A 14106-nucleotide genomic window follows, 5' to 3' on the forward strand; every position below is an offset into this window, starting at 1 on the left:
ATGGTACTGCAGGGGGGACCCTGTGGGAGAGTAGGACGCCGCCGAACAATTGTTGAGGGAAGCCCCCGCATCGATCCGATGCGGGGGCTTTCTGCATTCCGGGGGCATTTCGGCGGACCGGCTCCACGGCCGGCACCGGCGACGAGCGGGTTCACAGTCGCCCAGCCGCCTTGAGGGCCAGATACGCGTCGGCCAGCGCCGGCGCCACGTCCTCCGGGAGCGCGTCCACGACGACGACCCCGTGCCGGCGGAGCTGTTCCGCGGTGCGTCGCCGCTCATTCTGTGCCTGCGCGGCAGCGGCGGCCTCGTACACCGCATCGACGGTGCCCCTGGCCTTCGCCATGCGGGCGATGTGCGGATCCGCGACCGAGGCGACGAGGACCGTGTGGCGTTGGGTGAGCTGCGGAAGAACGGGCAGCAGGCCCTGCTCCACGGGTGCCGCGTCCAGCGTCGTCAGCAGCACGATCAGCGAGCGCCGCGGTGCCGCACGGAGGACCGTGGACGTGAGGCCGCGGGCGTCCGTCTCGACGAGCTCCTGTTCGATCGTCGCCATCGCGCCGACCAGAGACGGCAGCAGGTGACCCGCCGAACGGCCCTGGACCAGGGCCCGTACCCGGCGGTCGTAGGCGAGCAGGTCCACCCGGTCGCCGGCGCGGGAGGCGAGGGCCGCGAGGAGCAGTGCCGCGTCCATGGACGCGTCCAGGCGCGGAGCATCGCCCACACGGCCCGCCGAGGTGCGGCCCGTGTCCAGGACCAGGAGGATGTGCCGGTCGCGCTCCGGGCGCCAGGTGCGGACGGCGACGGCGGACTGCCGGGCGGTGGCTCGCCAGTCGATGGATCGGGTGTCGTCCCCGGGCACGTACTCGCGCAGGCTGTCGAACTCCGTCCCCTCCCCGCGGGTCAGCATGCTGGTGCGGCCGTCCAGTTCACGCAATCGAGCGAGTTTCGAGGGGAGGTGCTTCCGGCTCGTGAACGGGGGCAGGACTCGTACCGTCCAGGGCAGCCGGTGAGTTCCCTGGCGCGAGAAGAGGCCGAGAGGACCGTAGGAGCGGATCGTGACGCGGTCGGCCTGACGGTCGCCGCGGCGGGTGGGGCGCAGCCGGGTCGTGACGCGCCGCCGTTCGCCCGGAGGCACGGTGAGCCGATGGCGTGACGCCTCCACCTCGGTGCCCGGCTCCCAGCTGCTGGGCGGCCAGGCGTCGCGCACACGGGCGCGCAGGGGGCGACGGGAGGGGTTGGTGATGGTGAGCGTGACGTCGGCGGTCTCGCCGAGACGGGTGGAGGTGTCGCCGGAGCGGGTGAGCAGGAGACGGCGTACGGGCGCGGCGAGCGCGTAGTCGCAGACGCAGGCCAGGGCGAGCGGGCCGTCGACCGCGAGGATGCCCGTCCAGCTGGGTTCCAGGATGCCGACGGGGATCGAGCCGAGGGCCGCCAGAAGCGCGGCGCGTCCGGTGAGTGCCATCAGCGCGGGACCGGGACGTGGGCCAGGACGGCGTGGATGACCGAGTCTGCGGTCACGCCCTCCATCTCGGCCTCGGGGCGCAGCTGGACGCGGTGGCGCAGGGTCGGCAGGGCCAGGGCCTTCACGTCGTCGGGGATGACGTAGTCGCGGCCCGTCAGCCAGGCCCAGGCGCGCGAGGTGGCGAGCAGGGCGGTGGCGCCGCGCGGGGAGACGCCCAGGGTGAGGGAGGGCGACTCGCGGGTCGCACGGCAGATGTCGACGACGTAGGCGGCGATCTCGGGGGACACGGTCGTCCCGGCGACCGCGGCGCGGGCCGCTTCCAGGTCGGCGGGGCCGGCGACGGGGCGTACGCCGGCGGCGCGCAGGTCGCGGGGGTCGAAGCCCGAGGCGTGGCGGGTCAGGACGTCGATCTCCTCCTGGCGGGAGGGCAGCGGGATCGTCAGTTTGAGCAGGAAGCGGTCCAGTTGCGCCTCGGGGAGGGGATAGGTGCCCTCGTACTCGACCGGGTTCTGGGTGGCGGCGACCAGGAACGGCTCGGGCAGGGGGCGCGGGAGGCCGTCCACCGTCACCTGGCGTTCCTCCATGGCCTCCAGCAGGGACGACTGGGTCTTGGGCGGGGTGCGGTTGATCTCGTCCGCGAGGAGGAGGTTGGTGAAGACCGGACCGGGCTGGAAGGAGAACTCCGCGGTGCGGGCGTCGTAGACGAGCGAGCCGGTGACATCGCTCGGCATCAGGTCGGGGGTGAACTGGACGCGCTTGGTGTCGAGTTCGAGTGCCGATGCGAGGGCGCGGACGAGCAGCGTCTTGGCGACCCCGGGGACTCCTTCGAGCAGGACGTGTCCACGGCAGAGAAGGGCGACGACGAGGCCGGTCACGGCGGGATCCTGGCCGACCACGGCTTTGGCGATCTCGGCGCGCAGGGCCTCCAGCGAGGCCCGGGCGGTGTCCGCGTCCCCGCTCCGCCCGGCGTTGTCAGTGGTCGGGTCCATCATGAACGGCGTACCTCTCTTTCGAGGGCGTCGAGTCGGTCGGTGAGTGCGATGAGGGCCGCGTCGTCGCCGGGCGGCGGTCCGAAGAGGAGGGGGTGCAGGGTCTGCCCGGCATCGGTGAGGCGGGCGGACAGGGCGGGGAGCAGGGCCTCGGGTGTGTGCGCCTGGGCCGGGGGGACGCCGACGAGGGGGGCCAGCCGGGTGCGGGCGGCGGCGCGCAGTGCGGCGGCGGCGCGGTCGCGGGCGTTGGCGTTGCGGTAGAGACGGGCGCGGCCTTCGGCGGTCTCCGAGGCGCGGATCGCGACGGGGAGTCTCTCGGGCACGAGGGGGCCGAAGCGGCGCGCCCTCCAGAGGGCGGCGAGAGCGGCTGCGACGAACAGTTGAAAGGTGGCCCACAGCCATCCCGGAGGCAGCAGGTCGAGGAGGCTCTTCCGGTCGCCGGTGTCGGTGGCGGGGGTGTCGGACAGCGAGGGGAGGTACCAGACCAGATGAGGGCGGGAGCCGAGGAGCTGGAGGGCGAGCGAGGCGTTGCCCTGCTCGTCGAGGCGGTCGTTGTAGAGGATGTCGGGCGCGCCGAGGACGACGGTGTCACCGCCCCCGGAGGCCGCGGGGACGCGCAGCAGGGTGGCGAGGCGCTCGCTGCGGTAGCAGGCGTCGGCGTCGAGGTGGCTGGTGGTGTAGCGGATGCCGCCGGTGTCGGCGCTGCCGGCTCGGCGGGCCTCGGGCAGGGTGCAGCCGGGGGTGAGTGTGGAGCGCAGGCTGGTGGCGGGGTCCGCGGTGACCCCGGGGGCGAGCCGTTCCACGGACCAGCTGCCCGCGGCGACCAGCACGGTCCGTCCGCCGGAGGACGCGGTCGCCGCGTGCAGCCGGGTCTGCTGACGGTGGGTCAGCAGGTCGGGCACGGCGACCAGCAGCGTGGTGTCCGGGCCGGCGGCGGCGCGTGCCGCGCCGAGCGTGCCGACCACGCGCGTGGAGACCCCTCGTTCGGCGAGGAGCCGGGCGACGGCACGGCTGCCGTAGGGGTCGGCGGAGCGCGGATCGAGCTCGCCGTGCCGGCTGGCGGAGCGTACGGCGGCCATGGCGACGGCCGCGGCAAGGAGCAGGACGACGGCGAGCGCGATGCCGCGGGCGCGCGTCCGGACCTGGCGGCCGGTGGGCGCGGTGGAGGTGGGCGCGGGGGTGGCTTCCGTGGTCACTCGACGGCCCCCGGACGGGTGCTGCGGTCCGTGGCGGCGGCGCTGCTCGGGAGGCTGGGCCGGGCGCGCTCCAGGTCACGGTCGAGCTCGGCGACGCGGTGGTACGACTGTTCGCTCGCGTGGCGCCCGCCGTACGTCACGTCGTCGAACTCCCGGGCCGCGGCGCGCAGCCGGTCGGCGTGCGCGGGCAGGACACGGCCGGCCTCGGCGGCTGCCTCGTCGGCGGTGCGGCCGGGACGTACGTCGAGCAGGGCGCGTTCCTCCAAGGAGCGGACGAGGGCCCGCATGCGCTCCTGGACCGCCTGGTTCCAGTGCCCCTGGGCCGCGTGCGCCTCGCCGGCCGCGCGGTGTTCGGCGGCGCTGCGGGGGCGGTCCTCGAAGAGGGCCGCGGCCGAGGCGGGGCCGCGGCGCGGGGTGCCGAGGCGCCACAGCAGGGCGCCCAGGACGGCGACGACGAAGACGATCACGACGAGCAGGCCGACCGTGCCGCCGGGCGTCGCGGAGGCGGCCGAGCCGAACAGCCGGCCGACCCACTCCCAGAAGGCGTCCAGGGCGCGCTGGAGCAGGCTCGGGTCGTTCTCGTGGTACATCCGCCGGGACAGCTCGCGCCGGGCCGCTTCCCGGGCGGGGTCGCGCGGGATGGTCAGCGGCGGCTCGTCGTCCGAGCCGCCCGCGGCCGGCCGGGCCGTGCCCGCCGCGCGCAGCAGGCCCCGTACGGCCGTGGCGGCGGCTCCGGGCGGGGCCGCCGCCGGGAGGAAACCCCCCGTGAGGCTCACCGCATCAGCTCCCGGGGACGGGGCCGGCGCCGTAGCCCTGGACGCCGGCCGCGCGGGCCAGCTCCAGGTCGAGGGCCTCGCGGCGGATGCGCTGGTCGATGTAGAGGAGCACGGTGACGCCGGCGCTGATCGGGAGGGTGAGCGTGGTGCCGATCAGGGAGCCGATCCCGCGGATGATCAGGAACGCCCAGCCGACGTGGCCGTTGCCGGTGGCGAGGATGTTGCCCATGTCGTCGCCGCTCACGGCGGCGCCGACGGCCGCGAAGGGGATGGTGACGATCGACGAGACGATGTTGGCGATCAGCCCGGCGAGCAGCTGGATGCCGAGGACGCGCCACCAGGAGCCGCGTACCAGCCTGGCGGAACGGCTCATGGCCTTCGTGATGCTCTGCCGTTCCAGCATCAGGGCGGGCGCGGCCAGGTTGTAGCGGATGGCCAGCCACCCCGCGACGACGACGCCCGCGAGGACGCCCAGGGCGAGCAGTGCGGCTCCGCCGGCCTCGCTGCCGCCGGTGAGCAGCACCAGCAGGCCGGGCAGCGCCCCGGCGACGACGACACCGGCGACGATCAGGCCGAGCAGGATCAGCAGGCCGGCCAGTCTCGGGAGCTGCGGGCGTGCCTCGCGCCAGGCCTCCCCGGTGGTGACCGGCCTGCCGAGGACTGCGCGGCTGGTGATGGTCGTGAGCAGGGCGGTCGCGACGATGATGGCGGCCACGGAGACGACGGTGACGAGACCGGTGCCGATCATGGTCGTGCGCAGGGCGCGGAACACCTCGTCGGGCGTGGCGTTCCGGCTGTCGAGGGACGTGGTGCCGAGGGCGTCGTCGAGGACGAAGCCCTGCAGGAGGACGAGGCCGGTCTCCGTCAGCACAGCGACCGCCAGCGCGATGCCGAGGACGGTGCGCCAGTAGGTGCGCATGGTGGACACGGCGCCGTCGAGGATCTCGCCGACGCCGAGCGGGCGCAGCGGGATGACACCGGGCTTGGCGGCGGGCGGGGGGCCGCCCCAGCCGCCGCCCCAGGCGGGGTAGGGGCCCGGGACGCCGGGACCGCCGTAACCGGGCGGCGGGCCTCCCGCGGGCGGGCCGCCGTACCCGCCGGGAACCGGTCCGCCGGGCTGGGGGGCGCCCCAGCCCGGGCCGGGCGGCGGGGGCGGCGCCTGCTCCGGGCTCGGCGCGCCGGTCGGCGCGGACCACTGGCCGGGCGGCGGCTGCTCCTCGGACCACTTCCCGCCGGGGCCCTGCGGGCCGGCGCCCGGCTGCTGTGCGGGCTCGGCGGGGCCGGGGCGGCCGGCGGACCCGGCAGGGCCGGACGCACCGGGTTCCCGCCCCTCGGGCGACGGGGATCCGGGCGAGGCCCAGCCCGGAGTGTCAGTCATCGAAGCTCCTTCTCGGTGCCCGTCCGCGGTCGCGGCGGCAGGTTGGCAGCCATCGTGCCATGTGCCGGTCATCGGGGGGCCGGCCGTGGTGGGGGCGGCGCACCCTTCAATTGTCCGCCGGATCCAGGGCAGACTGACCGCATGGCTGATCAGCAGGCGCGAACCGGCGAGGACAAGCGGCCGACCGGGATACCGGCGATCCGATGGGAGGAACCACCCGAGGGTCCCGTACTGGTCCTTCTCGATCAGACGAGGCTTCCGGCCGAAGAGGTCGAGCTGGTGTGCACGGACGCGCCGGCACTGGTGGAGGCGATCCGTACGCTCGCGGTGCGCGGAGCGCCGCTGCTCGGCATCGCGGGGGCGTACGGCGTCGCGCTCGCCGCCGCACGGGGCTTCGAGGTGGCGGAGGCGGCGCGGGCGCTCGAGGAGGCCAGGCCCACCGCGGTGAACCTGTCCGTGGGTGTGCGCCGGGCCCAGGCCGCGCACCAGGCGGAGCTGGCCCGGACCGGCGACCCCACCGCCGCCGCGGTGGCGGCACTGGCCGCGGCACGGGCCCTGCACCAGCAGGACGCGGAGGCCAGTGCGCGGATGGCCGCGCACGGGCTGGCGCTGCTGGACGAGCTGCTGCCCGGCGGCGGGCACCGGATCCTCACCCACTGCAACACCGGGTCGCTGGTGTCGGGCGGGGAGGGGACGGCCTTCGCGGTGGCGCTGGCGGCCCACCGGGAAGGGCGGCTGCGGCGGCTGTGGGTGGACGAAACGCGCCCGTTGCTGCAAGGTGCTCGCCTGACGGCGTACGAAGCGGCCCGCAGCGGCATGGCGTACACCCTGCTCACCGACAACGCGGCGGGTTCCCTGTTCGCGGCGGGCGAGGTGGACGCGGTGCTGATCGGCGCGGACCGGATCGCTGCCGACGGCTCGGTGGCGAACAAGGTGGGGAGCTACCCGCTCGCCGTGCTGGCCCGGTACCACCATGTGCCGTTCATCGTGGTGGCGCCGGTCACGACCGTCGATCCGGACACCCCGGACGGGGCGTCCATCGAGGTCGAGCAGCGCCCCGGCTTCGAGGTGACCGAGGTCACGGCGCCCCAGGTGCCGGTGACCGGAGCAGGAGGCGGTGTTCCGGTGGCCCCCCTGGGGACCCAGGCGTACAACCCGGCGTTCGACGTGACGCCGCCCGAGCTGGTGACGGCCATCGTCACCGAGGAGGGAGCCGTTTCACCCGTGACCGCGGAGGCTCTCGAGGAGCTGTGTGCCAGGTCACGCCAAGTAACGATTAGCTAATGGGATGATGTCGTTTATGAAGGGACGAGTCCTTGTCGTCGACGACGACACCGCACTGGCCGAGATGCTCGGCATTGTGCTGCGTGGTGAAGGTTTTGAGCCGTCTTTCGTAGCCGACGGCGACAAGGCGCTGGCCGCTTTCCGTGAGTCCAAGCCCGACCTGGTGCTGCTCGACCTGATGCTGCCCGGACGGGACGGCATCGAGGTGTGCCGGCTGATCCGGGCCGAGTCCGGGGTGCCGATCGTGATGCTCACGGCCAAGAGCGACACCGTCGACGTGGTGGTGGGCCTGGAGTCCGGCGCCGACGACTACATCGTCAAGCCGTTCAAGCCCAAGGAGCTGGTGGCGCGGATCCGGGCGCGGTTGCGCAGGTCGGAGGAGCCGGCGCCGGAGCAGCTGACCATCGGCGACCTGGTCATCGACGTCGCCGGGCACTCGGTGAAGCGGGACGGGCAGTCGATCGCGCTGACCCCGCTGGAGTTCGACCTCCTGGTCGCGCTGGCGCGCAAGCCGTGGCAGGTGTTCACGCGCGAGGTGCTGCTCGAACAGGTGTGGGGCTACCGGCACGCGGCCGACACGCGGCTCGTCAACGTGCACGTGCAGCGGCTGCGTTCCAAGGTCGAGAAGGACCCGGAGCGTCCGGAGATCGTGGTGACCGTCCGTGGCGTCGGCTACAAGGCCGGACCGAGCTGACATGTCCGGGGACAGTGCCGCTTCGGCACCCGGGAGGCCCGGGGCCCGTCCGGGGCGGCCTGTCGGCCGGGCGGCGGCGGGTGCGCGCTTGAGGAGTCTGTTCGAGGGCGGGCTGGTGCGGGGCGGCGTCCAGGGCAGTCCGGTCCTGCGGCTGCTCCTGCGCTGGGTCCGCCGTCCGCTGCTGCCGCTGATGCGGCTGTGGCGGCGCAACATCCAGCTGCGGGTGGTCGCCACGACCCTGCTGATGTCGCTCGGCGTCGTCCTGCTGCTGGGCTTCGTGGTCATCGGGCAGGTGCGCAACGGCCTGCTGGACGCGAAGGTGAAGGCCTCGCAGAGCCAGGCCACGGGCGGGTTCGCGGTGGCCAAGCAGAAGGCCGACGAGGCGGCCGGCGCGACCGGCACGGGCGGCGCCGCCGGGACCGGTGCCGGTGACGGCACGGCGACCCCGGACGGGCGGCAGTCCCAGAACGTCATCCAGTGGATGAGCGACCTCGTCGAGTCGCTGTCCAGCGGCGGCGCGGGCGCCTTCGACGTCGTCACGCTGCCCGTGGGCGACGACAGCGGCGGCGGGCGCAGCCCGCGCGGCTCCGGCAACGTCGACCCGACGTCCAGCGTGCCCGGCGACCTGCGGGAGCGGGTCAACAGCGGCATGACGGCCGCGCAGAGCTACACGCGCATCGTCTACTACAACGGCAAGGACTCCCAGCCGGGGCTCGTCATCGGCAAGCAGGTCAACGACCCGAACGGCCGCCCGTACGAGCTGTACTACCTCTTCCCGCTCACGCAGGAGGAGAAGTCCCTCAGCCTGGTCAAGGGCACCCTGGCGACCGCCGGGCTGTTCGTCGTGGTCCTGCTGGGCGCGATCGCCTGGCTGGTGGTGCGGCAGGTCGTCACGCCGGTGCGGATGGCGGCCGGGATCGCCGAGCGGCTGTCGGCCGGGCGGCTGCAGGAGCGGATGAAGGTCACCGGCGAGGACGACATCGCGCGCCTCGGTGAGGCGTTCAACAAGATGGCGCAGAACCTGCAGGTAAAGATCGGGCAGCTGGAGGACCTGTCGCGGATGCAGCGGCGTTTCGTCTCCGACGTCTCCCATGAGCTGCGCACCCCGCTGACCACGGTCCGCATGGCCGCCGACGTCATCCACGAGGCGCGCGAGGACTTCGACCCGGTGACGGCCCGGTCGGCCGAGCTGCTCGCCGACCAGCTGGACCGGTTCGAGTCGCTGCTCGCGGACCTGCTGGAGATCAGCCGCTTCGACGCGGGCGCGGCGGCGCTGGAGGCCGAGCCGATCGACCTGAGGGAGGTCGTCAGGCGGGTGGTCGGCGGCGCCGAGCCGCTCGCCGAGCGCAAGGGCACGCGGATACGGGTCCTCGGCGACCAGCAGCCCGTCGTCGCCGAGGCGGACGCCCGGCGCGTGGAGCGCATCCTGCGCAACCTCGTCGTCAACGCCGTCGAGCACGGCGAGGGCAAGGACGTCGTCGTCAAGCTCGCCGCGGCGGGCGGGGCGGTGGCCGTCGCGGTGCGCGACTACGGCGTCGGACTGAAGCCGGGCGAGGCGACCCGGGTCTTCAGCCGCTTCTGGCGGGCGGACCCGGCACGCGCGCGCACCACCGGCGGCACGGGCCTCGGGCTGTCGATCGCCCTGGAGGACGCGCGGCTGCACGGCGGCTGGCTGCAGGCCTGGGGGGAACCGGGCGGCGGCTCCCAGTTCCGGCTGACGCTGCCCAGGACCGCGGACGAGCCGCTGCGGGGCTCGCCGATCCCGCTGGAGCCCAAGGACTCGCGCCGCAACCGCGGCCTCGGCGACGCCGGCGCGCCCCGTGGCGGCGAGGAGAAGCGGGCGACGGTTCCGGTGCAGCCGGGGGGCGCGCAGGCGCCCGCGCTGCCGCCGCGGACGGCGATCGGACCGCACCTGGCCGGCGTCACCCCGGCCGCCGACCCGACCGCCCTGCCCGGCAGCGGCAACGGCGCGCGCGTGGTGCCCCGGCCCGCCGGCGGCGCCCGGCGCCCGGCCGACCAGCCCGCGGCGGCCGCGGCACCGGCGGCGGGACCGGCACCGGCCGCGGAACCGGCGTCCGGCGTCCGTCCGGCGCCCGGCAAGGGCGCGGAGCGGCCGGATGCGGCGGGCCACGGCCACCCGCACCGGCCGGACGCGGCCGCACAGGAGGACTCGACCGAGGCTGGGGAGGCATTTCGTGGCCGCTGACCGCACAGGGGGCGCATGGCGGCGGCCTGGGCGCGCGGCGGCGTGCGCCGTTCTGGGGGCCGTTCTGCTGGCCGGTTGCGCGTCGATGCCCGACAACGGGGACCTCCGCGACGTGGAGTCCACACCGCTGCAGGACACCGGGGTCCGGGTGTTCGCCGTGCCGCCCGCCGAGGGCGCCGGCCCGGGCGAGATCATGCAGGGCTTCCTGGAGGCCCTCACCAGCGACGACCCCGAGTACGACACGGCGCGCAAGTACCTGACGTCCGAGGCGGCGAGCGCCTGGCGGCCGGAGCGGTCGACCACCGTGCTCGCGAACGGGCCGAGCATCACGACCGATTGCGTCCCGGGCGGCCGGGAGGAGACCAACAGCGCCACCTGTGTGCTGACCGGCACCCAGGTCGCCACGGTCGACGCGCAGCAGGCGTACCGGCCCGCCGGCGGCCCCTACCGCAGGAAGCTGCACCTGACGAAGAACCCCGAGAACGGGCAGTGGCGCATCGACGGGCTGCCCGACGGCGTCGTCATGGGCAAGTCCGACTTCCAGCGGAACTACCGGTCCGTCGACAAGTACTACTACGCCTCCGGCACGGCGGTCGGGGCGACCGGGCAGCCGGCGGCCGTCGCCGATCCGGTGTTCGTGCGCAGCAAGGTGGACCCGATGACGCAGATGGTCCGCTCGCTGCTCAAGGGGCCCACCGCCTGGCTCGGGACGGTGGTCAGGTCCAGCTTCCCGGCCGGGACGGCACTGCAGAAGGGCGTGTCCGGGCTGGCGCCGGACGACCAGAACAAGGTGACGGTGCCGCTGAACCTCAAGGCGTCCCGGGTCGCCGCGCGCACCTGCTCCGAGATGGCGACACAGGTGCTGTTCACCCTGCGGAACCTGGCCCCGACGCTGGAGTCCGTGGAACTGCGCGGGGCGGGCGGCGACCGGCTGTGCGAGCTGAACGAGGAGCATGCCGAGTCCGCCGCCTGGCTCGGGTCGGCCAGGAGCCCCGAGTACCTGTACTTCCTCGACGGCAAGCGCCGGCTGGTGCGGATGCCCATGAGGAGCACGGGCACCGGCGCGGTCGCGGTGCCGGGCCCGTTCGGCGACGGCGGCCGGCAACTGCAGTCGGCGGCGGTGTCGCGGGACGAGCGCACCGCGGCCGGCGTCGGGAACGGGGGCAGGTCGCTGTACGTGTCGTCGCTGGCGTCGGGCGGCTCGCTCGGCGACCCGGTGCTGACCAGCGCCGGCGCGTCCCCCGCGGACCGGCTCACCACACCCAGCTGGGACGCCCGGGGCGACCTGTGGGTGGCCGACCGCGACCCGCACCGGCCGCGGCTGTTCGTCCTGGAGGAGGGCGCCAGCGAGCCGGAGCCGGTCGCCGTCCCGCACCTGTCGGGGCGCATCGAGGACGCGCGGGTGGCCGGCGACGGCGTCCGGATCGCGCTGGTCGTGGCGAAGGGCGGCAAGCGGTCCCTGTTCCTCGGCCGGATCCGGCGGGGCGGGGGAGACGGGCAGGAGACAGCGGTGGACGGGCTGCGGTCGGCGGCGCCGGACCTCGAGCAGGTCAGCGCCGTCTCCTGGGCCGGCGGGAGCAGACTGCTCGTCGTGGGGCAGGAGCAGGGGGGCGTGCAGCAGATGCGGTACGTCCAGATCGACGGCTCCGCGCTGGACGGCCCGGCGCCGGGCGCGCTTCCCGGTGTCAAGGCGATCGCCGCGTCCGAGGACGAGCGGGCGCCGCTGGTGGCGTACTCGGAGGACGGGGTCGTGCGTCTGCCGTCCGGCACCCAGTGGCAGAAGATCGACAAGGAGGGCACGGCCCCGGTCTACCCGGGCTGAGAACGGGCTGACAACGGGCTGACTACGGGCTGACAGCGGGTTGACAACGCGGCGTCCGGGGCCGGACGGGTCCACCGGGCGCCGCTGTCCGGCGGCGCTTTCGCGGACACGGGCTTCCCGGGCTCGCCGCTCCCCCCCTGCGCGCACCGTGCCGTCCCCGGTCTCGCGCCGGTGCTTCCCTCACACGGGTGCGGGGCTGCGCGCGCCGCCCCGAGTCGTCCACAGGGCGTTGTCCACAGGGGTGGCCGGGCCGCGGCGGCGCGGGCACAGTGGTGGGCATGCGGAGGTGGTGGCAGGACCTCGCCGACCTGGTGCTGCCGGCCGACTGCGCGGGCTGCGGAGCACCTCGTACGGCGCTCTGCCCGCGGTGCCGTGCCGCGCTGGACGGCGGCGCGTCGCGGCGGGTGCGCCCGGCGCCGGAGCCGGCCGGGCTGCCGGCGGTGCACGCGGTGGCGCCGTACGGGGACGCGGTGCGTGCGCTGCTGCTCGCGCACAAGGAGCGGGGTGCGCTGGTGCTCACGGGCGTGCTGGGCACGGCGCTGGCGGGCGCCGTGCGGGCGGGGCTCGGCGGCGCCGGCGCCGGTGACGGGCCGGCCGGACGGCCGTGTGGACCGGTGCTGCTGGTTCCCGTGCCCTCCGCCCCGTGGGCCGTGCGGGCGCGCGGGCACGATCCGGTACGGCGGATGGCGCTCGCGGCGGCCCGGGAGCTGCGGCGCACAGGGACGCCCGCGCGGGTGGCGGCCGTGCTGCGTCAGCGGCGGGCCGTGGCGGACCAGGCCGAACTGGACGCGCGGCGGCGTCTGGAGAACCTCGCGGGGGCCCTGGAGGTCGCCGCGGGAGGCGGCCGGCTGCTCGGCGGTGGGCGTGTCGTGCTCGTCGACGACCTGATGACGACGGGCGCCAGTCTCGCGGAGGCGGCGCGCGCGGTGCGCGAGGCGGCGGCGTTCCGCCGTGATGGCGCAACGTCCGTGTACGAGGCCGCAACTCGGGAAGGTAGGGGAGAACGAAGGATCAACGGACGGCCGGAGAGGGGAAAGTGGGTGCACCTTGCACCGGAAATTGCGGCGCGTCACGCCCTCGGGGAGACGCTCCATGCGGCGGTGGTCGCCGCTCCGCGGGATTCTTTCGCAATAGGCAGGAACTGACCGTCAACTTGCATCGTTGCAGGTAGTGCCAGGGCAATTCACTGGAACGGAGGTACGCCGCAGTAGAGGGTGACGCCATCCGTCCGGGCGAGATATGTTCGGTGTGAGGAAAGGCGCAGGCCACACCTCTCATATCCGAATGCCGTGCTGCGGTTTTTCTGCAATCACCCGCACCGGTGGGGTGAGATCTCGCCCATGGGGGAGGAGGAGGTGGACGTCACCAAGTCCGAGGCCCGGTGATCACCGGGCCTGGTGCACAAGGGAGATGCTCCGCCGATGCAGCGGAGCGATCCGGGAACGGAGTTCTGCGTGGACATCGTCGTCAAGGGCCGCAAGACCGAGGTGCCCGAGCGGTTCCGCAAGCACGTGGCCGAGAAGCTGAAGCTGGAGAAGATCCAGAAGCTCGATGGCAAGGTGATCAGCCTCGACGTCGAGGTGTCCAAGGAGCCCAACCCCCGACAGGCCGACCGCTGTGACCGAGTGGAGATCACGCTCCGCTCCCGCGGTCCGGTGATCCGGGCGGAGGCAGCGGCCAGCGACCCGTACGCGGCACTCGATCTGGCCGCGGAGAAGCTGGATGCCCGGCTGCGCAAGCAGCACGACAAGCGGTTCTCGCGCCGAGGTGCGCGCCGGATCCCGGCGGCAGAGGTCGCCGACCACGTCCCCGGCGTGGCCACGCTCGACAGCAACGGCCTCCCCGTCCACGAGGAGGAGACGGACGGAGTGCCGACCAAGAAGATCGGTTCGCTGGAGATCAAGGGCGAAGGCCCCCTCGTCGTCCGCGAGAAGACCCACGTCGCCTCCCCGATGAGCCTCGACCAGGCCCTCTACGAGATGGAACTGGTCGGCCACGACTTCTACTTGTTCGTCGACGCCGAGACGAAGGAACCGAGCGTCGTCTACCGGCGACACGCCTATGACTACGGCGTCATCCACCTCAGCACGGACCCGATGGTCACCGAGGCGCAGCCCCACGAGGCAGGGGGCACGCTGGGCGGCTGATCCGCCCGGCCGAAGCCGAACCGGTGCCCCTGGAGCGCGTGTGCGCCCCCAGGGGCACCGGTGTGCGACCACTTCACACCTCGCACGTCACCTCGGTGCCGTCCGGGCATGAAATCATGACCGGACCGGCCCAACCGGTGGGCCGCTGCCTT

Annotated in this window: 11 protein-coding genes; 6 read left to right on the forward strand and 5 right to left on the reverse strand. The window is 74.3% G+C overall.

The window, feature by feature from the left end; translation table 11 throughout:
- Positions 1–151 precede the first annotated feature (151 nt).
- Genes ABZ261_RS26715 through ABZ261_RS26735 form a run of 5 tightly spaced genes read right to left on the reverse strand, consistent with a single transcriptional unit; the run spans position 152 to position 5801 of the window.
- Positions 152–1462, reverse strand: a complete 1311-nt coding sequence (locus tag ABZ261_RS26715) for a DUF58 domain-containing protein (protein WP_356863423.1) — start codon at positions 1460–1462, stop codon at positions 152–154.
- Entirely contained in the window at positions 1462–2451 is a 990-nt protein-coding gene (locus ABZ261_RS26720) for a MoxR family ATPase (RefSeq protein WP_356863425.1), read from the reverse strand. Before ABZ261_RS26720 ends, ABZ261_RS26715 begins: the two co-directional genes overlap by 1 nt.
- Complete coding sequence (locus ABZ261_RS26725) at positions 2451–3647, reverse strand: DUF4350 domain-containing protein (RefSeq protein WP_356863427.1); 1197 nt, start codon at positions 3645–3647, stop codon at positions 2451–2453. The genes ABZ261_RS26720 and ABZ261_RS26725 overlap by 1 nt, the downstream gene beginning before the upstream one ends.
- Positions 3644–4423, reverse strand: coding sequence for a DUF4129 domain-containing protein (locus ABZ261_RS26730; protein WP_356863429.1), 780 nt, complete (start codon positions 4421–4423; stop codon positions 3644–3646). The genes ABZ261_RS26725 and ABZ261_RS26730 overlap by 4 nt, the downstream gene beginning before the upstream one ends.
- A gap of 4 nt (positions 4424–4427) precedes the next feature.
- The gene (locus ABZ261_RS26735) at positions 4428–5801 is read right to left on the reverse strand and encodes a glycerophosphoryl diester phosphodiesterase membrane domain-containing protein (protein ID WP_356863431.1); all 1374 of its coding nucleotides are present in this window, start codon (positions 5799–5801) and stop codon (positions 4428–4430) included.
- Between the two features lie 141 nt (positions 5802–5942).
- On the opposite strand from ABZ261_RS26735, the gene mtnA reads away from it, so the two are divergent.
- The 6 genes from mtnA to raiA all read left to right on the forward strand — a co-directional run bounded on the left by mtnA (position 5943) and on the right by raiA (position 13954).
- The gene (gene mtnA, locus ABZ261_RS26740) at positions 5943–7085 is read left to right on the forward strand and encodes an S-methyl-5-thioribose-1-phosphate isomerase (protein WP_356863433.1); all 1143 of its coding nucleotides are present in this window, start codon (positions 5943–5945) and stop codon (positions 7083–7085) included.
- 4 nt (positions 7086–7089) lie between these two features.
- Complete coding sequence (gene mtrA, locus ABZ261_RS26745) at positions 7090–7779, forward strand: two-component system response regulator MtrA (RefSeq protein ID WP_187279108.1); 690 nt, start codon at positions 7090–7092, stop codon at positions 7777–7779.
- Between the two features lies 1 nt (position 7780).
- On the forward strand, positions 7781–9985 hold the full coding sequence (gene mtrB, locus ABZ261_RS26750; RefSeq protein ID WP_356863435.1) for an MtrAB system histidine kinase MtrB: 2205 nt from the start codon (positions 7781–7783) through the stop codon (positions 9983–9985).
- Positions 9986–10070: 85 nt separating this feature from the next.
- Positions 10071–11807 carry an LpqB family beta-propeller domain-containing protein gene (locus ABZ261_RS26755; RefSeq protein ID WP_356863437.1) on the forward strand — a complete coding sequence of 579 codons (1737 nt, stop codon included), beginning with the start codon at positions 10071–10073 and terminating at the stop codon, positions 11805–11807.
- Between the two features lie 278 nt (positions 11808–12085).
- Positions 12086–12952 carry a ComF family protein gene (locus tag ABZ261_RS26760; RefSeq protein ID WP_356863439.1) on the forward strand — a complete coding sequence of 289 codons (867 nt, stop codon included), beginning with the start codon at positions 12086–12088 and terminating at the stop codon, positions 12950–12952.
- A 276-nt stretch (positions 12953–13228) separates the two neighbouring features.
- Complete coding sequence (gene raiA, locus ABZ261_RS26765; RefSeq protein WP_356863441.1) at positions 13229–13954, forward strand: ribosome-associated translation inhibitor RaiA; 726 nt, start codon at positions 13229–13231, stop codon at positions 13952–13954.
- Positions 13955–14106 lie beyond the last annotated feature (152 nt).

Origin of the sequence: Streptomyces sp. NPDC006193 (assembly GCF_040613915.1) — a bacterium.
In the GTDB taxonomy this organism is placed as follows: Bacteria; Actinomycetota; Actinomycetes; order Streptomycetales; family Streptomycetaceae; genus Streptomyces.